The sequence below is a fragment of the Paenibacillus sp. FSL R7-0302 genome (genome assembly GCF_038006885.1).
GTDB lineage: Bacteria > Bacillota > Bacilli > Paenibacillales > Paenibacillaceae > Paenibacillus_AQ.
The window spans coordinates 506,527-519,846 of the sequence record NZ_JBBOWB010000002.1; the positions used below are offsets into that span (position 1 = coordinate 506,527).

Here is a 13,320-nt window from a genome sequence, read left to right on the forward strand (position 1 = left end):
TCCTGTGCCTGATCGGTTCTTTCATAGCCTCTGCCATGCTGTTCCTGCTGCTGCAGTCCACAGGCGAAGATCTGCTGGAGCATTACCGGACCAGAAGCTCGTTCATCAACAAGCAAGAAGAGCAAGCCCTTCCGGCACTCCAGGAATATATCTCCGGGCAGCATCTTGCGCTTAAGGATGACGCAAAAATAGCTGAATGGGTCAGGAAAACCAAGTACGTAAATCTCTATCTCTATAAGGACAACCAATTTCTCTACTCTACAGACGGGTACACCATCAAGACCGAGAATACAAGGTTTCTACCGGACCCTAGCATTTTCAGCAAATCCCAATATTCTACGGTTACCTTTGCGGATACGACTGCGAAGGTCTATATGGAGTATTTTTTTGAATACAAGTACTACAACCTCATTACGATTCTGGGTGTGATTCTGTCGTTCTTATTCTTCATCGTCCTGGTCCTGTTCTTCATCAACAAGAAGACCTCTTACATTGGCGTGCTGGAGAAGGAAATTAAAATTCTGGAGGGCGGGAATCTGGATTATCCGATTACGCTGAAAGGGAAGGATGAGCTATCGTCGCTGGCCCAGAGCATTAATGAGATGAGGAAATCGTTCATCGAGCGCCTGGAGAGCGAGGAGCAGGCCAGATTGGCCAACAGCGAGCTGGTCACCGCCATGTCCCACGATCTGCGGACACCGCTCACCGCATTGGTCGGCTACCTGGACATCATCGAATACAAGAAATATCAGGATCAGGAAGCGTTAGCGAAATACATTCATAACAGCAGGGAAAAAGCCTATCAGATCAAGCATCTGTCCGACAAGCTATTCGAATATTTCACCGTGTACAACACAGAGGAGAATGACTTGGAGTTCGAGTCGTACGATGGGATTCAGCTCATGGATCAGTTAATCGATGAGCAGTCGATGTTGCTGGAGAATCACGGCTTCCAGGTAGCCTGGGAGCCGTCCCCTGTCCCTTTCCGCGTGGATCTTCACCTGATCTCCTTCAGGCGGGTATTCGACAACCTGTTCTCCAACATTACGAAGTATGCCGATACGTCTGCTCCCGTCACGATTGCGTATAGGATTGAAGACCGCTGGCTGTTGATAGATATCACGAATGTTATACAAACGGAGGCCCATGAGGTCCATAGCACCGGGATCGGCCTCAAAACCTGCCACAAAATCATCAGCCAGCATAAGGGCGAAATCACATTCACAAGCAATGGGGACACGTATTCCGTCCACATCCGTTTGCCGGTAAATAACACGCTCACTTCATTTAGGGAGGATCATCATGCAAAAATTCACTACCGACCGATTAATCATCAGAAACTTCCGGGAGACGGATGCACCGGGGATGCTAGAGTATTTGGCGAATCCGCGGGTGAACTGCTTCCTGAGCGAACGCCTCTCCACGTTAGAAGAAGCCATCGCCACCGCAATTGAACGAAGTCAGGACGACTCCCACCTGGCCGTCACTCTGAAGGAGACCGGGGCGATTATTGGCGATCTGTTCTGCATGAAGGAGGAGCCCGATACCTACAGCGTAGGCTGGCACTTCAACCCGGCCTACGAGGGCGTCGGCTATGCCAGCGAAAGCGCCCGCGCGCTGCTGCGCTACCTTTTCCTGGAGCAGGAAGCCAGACGCATCTACGCCTACGTCGAGGACGACAACTTCAGATCGCAGAAGCTGGTCGAGAAGCTGGGCATGCGCCGGGAAGGCTGCTTCCTCGAATTCATCTCCTTCACCACGAACGAAGACGGAACGCCGAAGTACGAGAATACCCAGCAATTCGCTATATTGAAGCGGGAGTGGTTGGGGCAAGGGAAGGTTTAGCATCAATCGCCTGGCAACCGTGGGAGGTGGCTGCTGACTATCGGGACAGCGGTCTTTTTAACTTCTCCGGTAGGGGGATATGCTTTATGGACTCTAACGGATGATACAACAACATCCAGGGTCCCGAGAAACGCATAACTCCCTTGATTTTCTGGCGGTAGACGGGTGTATAACAATGAATCGGACACTTCGCACAAGCGGTTTTCTCTTCACCAAATTTGCAGTAGGAGAGTCTTTTCATGACATACTCATTTAAATTCCGGCATTCCTCACAGAGCTCCTTCTTATGATGTTTTTTCTTGCAATAGATACGGATCATTTTTGAAGCAATAACCTTTTCCTTGCGGATTATAGGGCCATCGTTCAGTGGCTTCTCAGCCTCTCTGCTCATATAATAAGGCCTCCTTGGCTTAGTTGAACTTATTCATTTAAATCTAGTCCTATCAACAATTCTTTAGGTCCTTAAAAACCTGTTAACATGGACGATCAGGATAGGCTTGACAGTTGCTTAGCATATTTACGTTAAGCCATCCCTAATGTATAATTGTTATAACAGTTGAACACAATATTGAGGAGGACTTTTAATGAATAGGATGGTTGAAATGGAACGAAAAGTCACTAAATTCGGAAACAGCTTAGGTATAACAATGACTGATGCACTAAAGCAAATAGGGCTGGATCAAGGGGATACCGTTCTTATCGACATAAACCAGTCCACTGGAGAAATTATTATAAAAAAGTCAACAAAGGTATCGCTTCCTCATGGAATTAGTGAAGATTTTATGGATTCTTTGGCAGATGTTATTAATCAATACGATCAGACCTTACATGGTCTCAAAGACAGATGATTCAAACCCGTTTTTTATCCGTCCAAGAAGGCATAGCCATTAATCTCGCAATGATTCAACGCTATAGTCCCGGTGAACAAGTTGGTGTAAAAGAGCCGGGACTGCTCGAATCTGCTGTCCTTTGCCCACAATCTTCAGCTTTTGAAGAAGATGCTTACCCTACCATTTTTGAAAAAGCCGCCGCTTTGTTCGAGTCACTGGGTCAAAACCATCCGTTTCACAATGCAAATAAACGTACTGCTTTCACAGCACTTGTTATTTTCCTAAGCTATAATGACTTGTTCTTTAATATGGATGTCAAAAAAGCAGAAGACTTCACTGTTGATATGGTTAACCATAAATATGAACTTCAAGCATTAACTAAACTTATTAAAGCACACTGTGTCGCTGGAAAAATATAAAAAAGCGAACATTAAAGAATCTTTCGGAGGTCTGAAAATCCAAAAAAAGACACCCTTAAAGGTGCCTTCATTAGTACTGTATTGTCAGCGGCCCTCTACCCTTACGTGATGCGGGCACGCCGGTCCGCAAGCGCCATCGCGGCGACATATCCGGAGCTCCAGGCCCATTGCAGGTTATAGCCGCCGCAATCGCCGTCCACATCCATCACCTCACCGGCCAGATAGAGGCCAGGCACCAGTTTAGATTCCAGCGTTCCTTCAACTAGCTCCGTTGTATCGATGCCACCCGCAGTGGTCTGTGCATTCGTGAAGCTGTTGGTATCGGTGATTTTAAATTCCCAACGCTTCAATAGTTTATAGAATATTTTCTTGGTTTTCCACGATAGATCCTGACACAGCAGATGCAGCTGTTGATCAATTCCAGCCTCCTTCAGCAGCACTGGAATCAGTTTCTTGCTGACGATACCCACGAAGGAATCGGCAACCGTCCGGTGTCCGAAGATCCCCCAGTGGATTTCCAGGAAATCAATTAACTCTTCCTCTGTACGCTCCGGCATCAAATCAACCGACAGGGTCACGGATTCTCCTATGCCGAGATTATACGCAGCCTTTCTGCTTAGCTGAAGGATGGGCGGGCCCGAGATCCCATAGTCCGTAAAAAGAATCTCCCCGGACTCCGTGCGGATAACCTCATGGTTCACGATCACATGGGCCTCTCCCTCAAATTTGATGCCCGACAGTTCCTTCAAATACGGATAATCCAGCTTCAATTGTACAATGCCTGGCACCGGGTGGATCATGGTGTGTCCCAGACGCTGGACAAGTGTATAACCGGAGCCGTCTGTTCCTGTTTTGGGAGCGGTAAGGCCGCCGGTACATAGAAAAAGGTAGTCGCTGGTATACACAACCTGTTCCTCTGTCTCGGTCTGGCAGGTTATCGCGAACCGCGGATGTCCCGCCGAAACGGTCACATCCAATACTTTATGTTTATAATATACGGGGACATTCCGGTCCTCCAGCGCCAGCTTAAACACCCCCGGCACCGAAGCCGCCTGCAGCGACATCGGATACATCCGGCCATTCTCCAAGCTCATAAAAGGAAGCCCGAGCGAGGAGAAAAATTCGATCGTCTGGCGGACACCGAATTGCTGCAATACATGTAGTGGGAATCCTGCCTGATTGCTATGATACTTCACTGATAAAGCAGCTGCTTCATCCGTACCGGTGGCGGTGGATTGGTTCGTAATGTTGCAACGCCCGTTACCTGTCGTTATTATTTTCTTACCGAGCCGGTCATTGCTTTCAATAATGGCTGTATCAATACCTTGATCCCTCGCTGTAACTGCAGCCATTAGACCTGCAGCACCCCCACCGATAATGAACAGCTCGTGGTGCTTAGAAGTCTGATCCTTATACATGTTAATTGATGCATCCCTTTTCCTAATAAATTTATTGAATGGACTTAGCTATCGCCATGGCAGCCACATATCCGGAACTCCAGGCCCATTGCAGGTTATAGCCGCCGAAATCTCCGTCCACATCCATCACCTCGCCAGCCAGATACAGCCCGGGCACCAGCTTGGATTCCAGCGTTCCCCGGATGAGCTCCGACGTATCAATGCCGCCGGCTGTCACCTGCGCATTCGTAAAGCCATTGGTATCCGTCACTTTAAATTCCCAACGCTTCAAGAGCCTATAAAAGTTCTCTTTAGTTTTCTGCGGCAGATTCTGGCAAAGAAGCTGTGGCTGTTGATCTAAGCCCGTCTCCTTAAGCAGGACCGTAACAAGCTTTTTATTGAAGATACCCACGAGGGAATCCGCCACGGTCCGGTGCCCAAAGGTCTCCCAGAGCTTTTCTAGGAACTCCACTAGCTCTTCCTCTGTGCGGCCAGGCATCAGATCCACCGATAATTTCACCTGTTCTCCTCTGGCCAGATGATAGGCAGCCTTCCTGCTTAGCTGGAGAATGGGCGGACCGGTAATCCCATAGTCGGTGAAGGCCAGCTCACCCTGTTCACTGCCGATGACTTTACCCTTAACAATGATATGAGCTTGTCCCTGAGATTTGATACTGGACAGTGCCCTCATATTCGGATATTGCAGCTTCAATTGCACAATGGCCGGAAAAGGCTCAATCACGGTGTGCCCCAGACGCTCGGCAAGGGTATAACCCGGAGGTTCTTTTCCTGCATTGGGACCGGTGTTGCCCCCCGTAGACAGAAGCAGATAGTCGCTAGTATACACAACCTCTTCCTCTGTCTCGGTTAGGCATTTTATCGTGAAGCGAGGATGATCTGCCGAAGCCGTAACATCCACCACTTTATTCTTAAGGTATACGGGAACATTCCGATCCTCTAGCGCCAGCTGGAAAATATCCAGTACCGCCGCTGCCTGCAGCGACATCGGGTACAGCAAGCCCCCCTTGAGTCTTGTCAGCGGCAGCCCGAGAAAGGAGAAAAAATCAATCGTCTGACTGACGCCATACTGCTGCACTACTGCAAGCGGAAATTCGGATTGATTACTGTGATATTTGCGCGATAAAGCAGCTGCTTCATCCGTATCTGTCACAGTGGATTCATTCGTAATGTTGCAGCGGCCATCACCTGTCATTAAGATCTTCTTGCCAATCCGGTCGTTACTCTCCAGAATAGCAGTATCGATTCCCATATCACTCGCAGTAACAGCAGCCATTAGTCCGGCAGCACCTGCGCCGATAATAAAGAGCTTGTGGTGCATAGAAGTCTGATTCTCATACATGGTTGGTCAATGCATCCTTTATCCAATTTTCTCTAAGCTCAAAAACACTTTATTAAATTATAGCATAAGTGTACTGGTTGTCATTGATCTCCTTATGATCATAGCCGATTAGATGGCCAAAAATACAAAGCAGCGATTCCCTAACAACAGGAGAATCGCTGCTTTGCCGTGTTCTAACGTATACAAATGAAAGGTTGGTTATGTTTACTTAGCTGCCAGCATTCTAAGCAGAACTGTGACGGTCTCTGCCCGCGTTGCAGCAGCTTTCGGGAAGAAGCTGTTGTTGCCCTTACCCTGCATCAATCCTGACTTCTTCATCTCGGCTGCTGCTCCAACTGCCCAGGCCGGGATGTCGCGGTCATCCGCGAATCCAGCGGAATGTGCAGCGGGAGCAAGGCGTAATGCTCTTGCCAGCATGACGGCCATTTCCGCTCTGGTTACAGGCGCATCCGGGCGGAAATTGCTGTTGTTATCCCCCTGGATGATTCCCAAGGCTACCGCCTGCGAGATGGCGGTCCGGGCCCACGAACCGATCCGGTCACTGTCCTTGAAGGACAACGCTGCTTCTGTGTTCTGAAGCTTCAGCGCCTTTGCCAGCATCACCGTGAATTCTGCACGGGTCACGGTACGGTCAGGCTGGAACGAACCGTTCGGATACCCTGTAATGATCCCTTGCTTGACGGCTTCGCGGATACTGGCTTCGGCCCAATGTCCGGCAATATCTGTTAAGGATGGACCAGGCACCGGATTAGCGGGGGTTTGCGGGCCCTCGTCTGGCTTACTAGGCGTTCCAACAATAACCGGCGCTACTGGTACTGACGGAGTCACTGGCCCTTCACCTCCCGGATCGCCGCCGTTTCCGCCGCCCGAACGCTCGTTAACCGAAACGTTGATTTTCCCCGTAATGGACGGATACGCACTCAAGACCGCCGTAACCGTCACTTCTCCAGATGTGGACGGTGCCGTAAGGACCGCGCTGAACCGGCCGTTCGCGTCTGTGACGGCATGAGCAGGCTCAAGGCTGCCCGAGGAAGCCGCGAGTGCAACCTCTACGCCGGAGACCGGAAGATTGTCACTACCCGAGACGATCCCTGTGATGGATACTTCATCTCCGGTATTCACAGTAGACGGTGCTGCCTGTAGTTCAATAAGAGCAGGTACCGGTATCGCCTTGCTAACCGAAACGGTAACCGTATTCGTCACGGAAGGATTGCCGGTCAGTACAGCCTTAATTGCGATATCCCCGGCTGCGGATGGTGCCGTAAACACCGTACTGAACCTTCCGTTCTCATCCGTTACGGCAAGTGCAGGCTCGAAACTACCCGAGGCTGCCATGAGACTGACCGCAGCACCGGCTAACGGAAGATCTTCACCGTCATAGACGGTTCCCGTAACGGACACTTTGCCTCCAGCGGATACGGAGGACGGTGTGGCCTGCAGTTCAATCCGGGCGGATACAGGCACAGCCTCTTCTTCAACGGATACGGTAACCGCCCCTGTCACGGATGGACTTGCCGGCAGTACGGCCGAGATGGATACCTTACCGGGAACCGATGCTGCAGTATAGATCGTACTGAACTTGCCGTACACATCTGTAGTTACTTTCGCAGGTTCAAGGCTACCATCGGCTGCTATGAGTTCAACGTCTACACCCGGAACCGGAAGATCGTTGTCCCCATAAACGGCCCCCGTAACGGATACTTTGCCTCCAGGCACCACCGAAGATGGCGCTGCCGCCAGCTCAACCCGGGCCGGAACCCTCTCTGCGTTCTCTGGTCCGAACACTTTGAATTCCCAGAGCGAGTATCCGTACTTGGATGCTCTCTGAGTTCCGTACATCCGGACATATCTGGCATTAACCGAATCGATAGAGATCTCGTCGATATCCCCATCTCCGCTGGATGTACTATATACTGTCTTCCAGTCGTCCAGCGTATCGGAGACATCGATCCGGTATTCCTTTCCATACGAACTTTCCCAGTGCAGCATGACCTTAGCAATAGGCTGACTTGCGCCAAGATCGACATAAATCCACTGCGGATCGGCATAGTTGGACCCCCAGCGGGTCGTCAATGAGCCGTCTACCGCATTCCCCACTGCCACATCGGCGGCTTTGGATGAGCTTGCAATCACGGTTTTGCCTTCCGCAAGGTTCAGGGCAACCGCTTCATACACGTTAAATTCAGCAAGCGAGTAGCCCTCTCCGGTTCCCTGCTGAACGCCCTGCATGCGGACGAATCTGGCACTGGTTTTACCGAAAGAAATGTCGTCGGTTCCCCCATCTCCCATCGAGGTCGCATAAACATCCTTCCAGGTGGCCGCATCATCGGATACTTGGATTTTATAGCTTTTGCCGTAAGCCTTCTCCCAATGCAGTCTAACCTTATTGATCATATATTGATCCTGCAGATCAACGTAAATCCATTCATCGTCCGAAGCGTTAGAACTCCAGCTGGAGGTTCTGTAGAGATCGTTAGCATTGGAAGCAAATTGCTTGCCTACGCTGGAGGAAGCAGCCGCTCCTTTACTGTAAGCGAGATCATACCCGCTGTCGTCGATAGAAGCTCCCTCGCTTAGCGTCTCACTCCGGCCGGTAAACGTATCTTTACCGAGTCTGTACGTGGTTGTAGTCTGGTCCCCGTTCCGGTTCAGCGTTACATTAACGGTAATCCCCGGCGTTTCGGGATTCGCCACCGAGATGCGGACAGGGTCCGCAGATTCATCAACGATCACCATCGACGGTTTATCTACGGTGACAGTCAGTCCTTCTCTTAGCGTCACCGTACCCGGCTGATAGAACAGCAACTCCGCAATGCCAAGCGAACGGTGCCGGACCGCTTGCACGGACGGGGTATTCGCGAGAATACTAATCGGGTTTGCTTCCGCGTAGCTGCCAACCTCCCCGGCGGTTTTACCCGGCAATACGATGTATTGATAGGACGCATTGACCGGCTTCACGCCATGATCCAGCCACATCGAGAACAACGGCTTAGTGATGGGCTCTGTTGAACTGCCAGTAACCACATCGCTCCATTTCCCGGTCTTCGTCTCCTGCTTCACCTGGAAGTCCGTCTTATCCGGGAACACATAACCGGTATGATCGTTATAGGCCCAGCGTCCGTTCACCTGCGACGTTGCCTCTGCAACGGCTTTGCCGTCAACGAGCACATCGCCTACTGCCAGACTCTGGTTCAGCGTGGTATGGACCGGTGCAGCATTCGTCGAAGTGATGCCTGCGCCCAGCGCTACCATTTCATCATCGAAGAAAAAGTAGCCCTTTTTCCCGCTGGTACTCAGCTTGTTGAAATCAAACGCCGTGGCTCCGTACCGCTCATTGGTTACGCCGCCCACAAAGGTCTTCGGGTTGTTGAAGTTATTCTCCTTCGTGAAAACGTAGGGAGCTGTTGTTCCCGGAACATGATTCCAGTCCATCAGCGGGTACACGGTTCTGTACTCATCCCCGGTTCTCTGGATAGCCGTGGCGCCTTGCGGAGTCCAGTAGAGCAGGTTATATCCGCTTGGATTAATGGTTCTCCATTCGCCGCCCTTGACCGTGCTGGAGGACATCTTGACTGTGATTCCGTAATCCTTCCGCATATGAGAGGAGACCAGGGTCTGCCATTGCGTCATATTATTCGCATCCAGTCCATTGCCTGTGACCGTGCCAATACCCCGGATATTATTCAGGAAAACGGCGAACTCATCCGCCCGCTTCGGATTGGCCGCCTGCATCCACTCCAGCGGATCTTCGTAGAAGGTCAGCGCAGAGCTCTCATAATCCGGCCACTCCGGTCCGTTCATCCCCATCCCCAGATCGGCAACATCACCTCTCACCAGATATCTGGTCCCATCCAGCACATAAGAGGACAACGAGTCAATCGCCGCCTGGCTGTAGGCGAAGCTTGTGCCCGAGACGACATAGGCCCAGAAGGACATATCTCTGGCGAAGCTTCTTCCATAGCCCGTGGTATAATTCGTCTTCCCATGCATGAAAAAGGACATGTCAGACTGGATTCCCGTTAGCGTCTCCGTCACCGCCGAGAGCACGTTAAACGCCTCTACAGCGCTGCGGACATTCCGGGCATCCTCCAGCAATAAGCCGCGGATCATATAATTCTGGTTATACCAGGACGAGTTGGCTCCATCGATAGTGTTGGGCTCTTTGTCTAACGTATCGATAATACTCGCAGCCTGCTCCGCAGTCAGATAGCCTTCACACAGCAGCGCGATTTTGCTAAGCCGCAGTTGCTTGCCGATTCCGGTCTCCCACCAATTAGTGGAGGTCGGCTTGACCGTGAACCAGTGATCCAGTGCTTTCTGAATACCGGCTAACAGGGCTTCATCGTGATAGTAAGGCCCCTTCGGGTCTGCAAAAGCCTGAGCCATCGATTGCATCCGGTCCAGCGCAAGGTAAGGCGACCACGCCCGCCCGTTGGCACTGGAAGCCGTACTGGTATAATCTACATCGCCCCAGCTTCCATTCGCCTTTTGACTAGATAAGTAGGTCCCGGCCTGTGATTTGAAGGTCCATTCGACCCGGCCGTTCGTTCCGTCATTGATGATATCTTTGGAGATATAGAAGTCTACCACCCGCTGCTTCATCAGCTTCATTTCAGCCAGCTCTTGCGACGATCCATCTGCCGATACAGGGTAGTGGAACCCGAGGGTCGAGATCATCAAACCAACCATAACGAGACATATCCATCTCTTGATCCTACTTTGCATGTTACCAGTCATGTACACGCTCCTTTGCTATCTGGGCCATTATTTTGACAGCGCTTTCCTTTTAGCGGATGAAAGAAGGCAGCTTGCACTGCCTCCAGCTTTTTACCACAGCGTACTTAATATATCCTCCAGGGGAATGTCCGCCACTGCCATCACTTCGTCCGCAGCTCCGTAATACATACGGACCGTCTGGTCCAGCAGCAGGGCTCCGCATGAGAACACGACCTTGCCGAAGAATCCGTTCACCTCATAGGAAGCTTCCGGCTCCAATACTGGGACACGCGATCTCGCAATGACCCGGGACGGGTCCTCCAGATCCAGCAGCACCGCTCCCATACAATAACGGTGGCTGCTGTCCGCGCCATGATACAGCGCAAGCCAGCCGCGTTCGGTTCGAATCGGAACCGCCCCGCCGCCCATACGGGCCGAGTCCCAGCCCTGCTCGCCGAGTCCCATCAGGAAGCGGTGGTTCCCCCAATGATCCAGATCGGGCGATTCCGCGATCCACATCTCGGGTGCGCCGAATGACTTCGGCACCGGACGATGCAGAGCGTAGTATTTGCCACCAATTTTCTCGGGGAAAATCATGACATCCTTATTCTCGGGAGGCAGCATCATCCCGCGCCGCTTGAACGTCCGGAAGTCGTTGGTCTCCGCCAGCCCGACACCGACACCGCGCGCGGAGGCTGCGCTGTAAGTGATGTAATAGGTGTCCCCGATCCGGGTCACCCGCGGATCTTCGATCCCCCAGGCTTCCAGAGGATGCTCCGGGAACAGGGCCGGTTGCGGCTCCACCTCGAAATGAATGCCATCTCGGCTTCGTGCTACCCGCAGATGGGATAAGGAGGTGAGCATGACCGTCTGTCCGTCCTTGGCTACGAAGCGCGAGTCGGAGAAATCATAGCCCGGATCGCTCTTGTCGTAACGCTCCACCTGCACCTCCGTCCCTGCCTCATTCAGCCGGGGAACGAGCACCTCGTCCGCCTGGTCCGATATCGGCGCTTCGGCAACGCGCAGCAAGAGGATCGTCTCATCCTGTAGCTGCGCCACGCCTGCATTGAAGGCACCCAGCACCCGGAAATCGGGACGGGAGGGGACAACATCCCCGGCTTCAATCAGCGGATTATGCGCGCTGCGTGTTATTTTCATTGGAGTGACCTCTTTCTGTGTGAAGTACGGTTATTTCCCGGAAGTAACGGCATCAATCTGAGCCTGAATTTCATCGATCACTTTTTGCCCGCCGAGACTGGCCATTTTATCCTCCATCGTTTTCTTTCCTTCCTCCGCAGGGATCAGGCCTTGGCTGAGCGGCAGGAAGATCGAATCATGAAGCGGCGTGATTTTGGCATATTCCGTCTTTACCTTCTCGGCGTTGAAGTTGAAGCCTGCAATTGGACTCAGCGTGAAGTTGGATGTCTTGGTCGAGAAATCGAACCACTTCTTGTCATCCGGCATCATGTTGTCAGGTGTACGGTTCAGCGTCGGCCGCCAGGTCAGCACATAACCAGGGAAGGTATACGCGGACAGTACCTTATAGCTCGAATCGCCGACAGGCTCCCAGTCTTTCCCTTGAATGCCGTATTCCATCAGATCATGGTTCTCCTTAATCGACAGCCAGTTCATTACATCCATAACTGTATCCGAATGCTTGGAAGTCGTCGGTATACAGAGGAAGTTCCATTGCTGATAAGCCGTATAAGGCTTGGCCTGCTCCCCGTTCGGAATGAAGATCTCCAGCTTGTCGCTGCCATCCTTCAGCATTTCCGAATATTTCAATCCTTCTACACCATCGGCTGCATAGTAGGTCGCCGCATATTTACCTTGCTTGAACAGCGTCTCCGCATTTTGCTCCTGGGCAATATTCTTGGAGATAATTCCATCCTTATAATATTTGGTGACACGTTCATAGGCATCGGCAATCGTCGGACTCACCCATTGGCCAATGACCTTCTTATCCTTGATCGAATACGAGAACATGTTGACCCCAATCTCCAGCACTTCATCCTTTGCCAGATTCGCAGAGTCACTCAGAATGAATGGCAGCTTATCCGCCTTAATTCCGTTAATGACAAAAGGCTTGACGTCTTTCTCATTTTCCTTGACCGCATACAGGAATTTCTCCAGGTCACCCAGCGTTTTCAGCTCGGGAAGCCCGTATTTCTCGCGTAAGTCCTTGCGGATCAGCAGGCCATAGAGCTGGCCTTGGGTGGTGCCGAGCGGAACCCCCATAATTTTGCCGCCGAACTTGTTGTACTCCCACATTTCCTCCGGAATGGACGCCTTCAGCTCGGGCCGTGCAGCCACTGCCGCATCCAGCTCCATCAAAGATTTACTCTCAATCATCTGGTTCATGGATATCCAAGGAGCATCCAGATACATATCGAACTCTTCCCCGGCAGACATCTTCACGGATACCGCATTCCCGTAATCGGACCATGGCATGAAATTGACATTCAAGGCGGCTCCGATATTATCCGCTTTCAGCTTGTCGTTAACCGCCTGCAGCACAGTATCGAACCCCGCAGGTTTATCTCCCGGGAAATAAGCCTTTAGCGTCACAATGTCTTTGGCAGCAGGAGCTGCACTGTCTGTACTGGACGGGGGATTCGCGGCATTGCCTTCATTTTTCGTGTTTCCCCCGCAGCCCGCGAGCACCAGTGACGATACCAATACCGCTGTTGTTGCCGTGCCAAACCATCTTTTTAACCTCATCTCATAACCCTCCCATATCTATGGACACAATT

The 13,320-nt window shown here is 51.6% G+C and carries 9 protein-coding genes and 1 pseudogene; 4 read left to right on the forward strand and 6 right to left on the reverse strand.

Translation table 11 applies throughout. The features are described from left to right. Positions 1 to 374: 374 nt before the first annotated feature. Together MKY96_RS27825 and MKY96_RS27830 are read left to right on the forward strand one after the other, a co-directional pair. A pseudogene (locus tag MKY96_RS27825) lies at positions 375 to 1,256 on the forward strand (HAMP domain-containing sensor histidine kinase); the annotation flags it as partial. A gap of 46 nt (positions 1,257 to 1,302) precedes the next feature. Then, a complete protein-coding gene (locus MKY96_RS27830) occupies positions 1,303 to 1,845 on the forward strand; it encodes a GNAT family N-acetyltransferase (protein WP_340945552.1) in 543 nt (180 codons plus the stop codon). 37 nt (positions 1,846 to 1,882) lie between these two features. Here the strand turns inward: MKY96_RS27830 and MKY96_RS27835 are convergent, their stop codons facing one another. Further along, positions 1,883 to 2,236, reverse strand: a complete 354-nt coding sequence (locus MKY96_RS27835) for a nitrous oxide-stimulated promoter family protein (RefSeq protein ID WP_340945555.1) — start codon at positions 2,234 to 2,236, stop codon at positions 1,883 to 1,885. Positions 2,237 to 2,429: 193 nt separating this feature from the next. Between MKY96_RS27835 and MKY96_RS27840 the strand changes: the two genes are divergently transcribed. Both MKY96_RS27840 and MKY96_RS27845 read left to right on the forward strand, forming a co-directional pair. Beyond that, positions 2,430 to 2,693: an AbrB/MazE/SpoVT family DNA-binding domain-containing protein gene (locus MKY96_RS27840; protein WP_340945558.1), complete on the forward strand. Its 264-nt coding sequence runs from the start codon at positions 2,430 to 2,432 to the stop codon at positions 2,691 to 2,693. Then, positions 2,690 to 3,094 carry a type II toxin-antitoxin system death-on-curing family toxin gene (locus tag MKY96_RS27845; protein WP_340945560.1) on the forward strand — a complete coding sequence of 135 codons (405 nt, stop codon included), beginning with the start codon at positions 2,690 to 2,692 and terminating at the stop codon, positions 3,092 to 3,094. Before MKY96_RS27840 ends, MKY96_RS27845 begins: the two co-directional genes overlap by 4 nt. A gap of 101 nt (positions 3,095 to 3,195) precedes the next feature. Here MKY96_RS27845 and MKY96_RS27850 read toward each other — a convergent pair whose 3' ends face one another. From MKY96_RS27850 to MKY96_RS27870, 5 genes are all read right to left on the reverse strand, one after another. Further along, a complete protein-coding gene (locus MKY96_RS27850) occupies positions 3,196 to 4,512 on the reverse strand; it encodes a BaiN/RdsA family NAD(P)/FAD-dependent oxidoreductase (protein ID WP_340945563.1) in 1,317 nt (438 codons plus the stop codon). Positions 4,513 to 4,543: 31 nt separating this feature from the next. After that, a complete protein-coding gene (locus MKY96_RS27855; protein ID WP_340945566.1) occupies positions 4,544 to 5,851 on the reverse strand; it encodes an aminoacetone oxidase family FAD-binding enzyme in 1,308 nt (435 codons plus the stop codon). 204 nt (positions 5,852 to 6,055) lie between these two features. After that, entirely contained in the window at positions 6,056 to 10,540 is a 4,485-nt protein-coding gene (locus tag MKY96_RS27860) for a polysaccharide lyase family 8 super-sandwich domain-containing protein (RefSeq protein ID WP_340945570.1), read from the reverse strand. 138 nt (positions 10,541 to 10,678) lie between these two features. After that, entirely contained in the window at positions 10,679 to 11,725 is a 1,047-nt protein-coding gene (locus MKY96_RS27865) for a glycoside hydrolase family 130 protein (RefSeq protein WP_340945573.1), read from the reverse strand. A gap of 30 nt (positions 11,726 to 11,755) precedes the next feature. Next, positions 11,756 to 13,288 carry an ABC transporter substrate-binding protein gene (locus MKY96_RS27870; protein ID WP_340945577.1) on the reverse strand — a complete coding sequence of 511 codons (1,533 nt, stop codon included), beginning with the start codon at positions 13,286 to 13,288 and terminating at the stop codon, positions 11,756 to 11,758. Positions 13,289 to 13,320 lie beyond the last annotated feature (32 nt).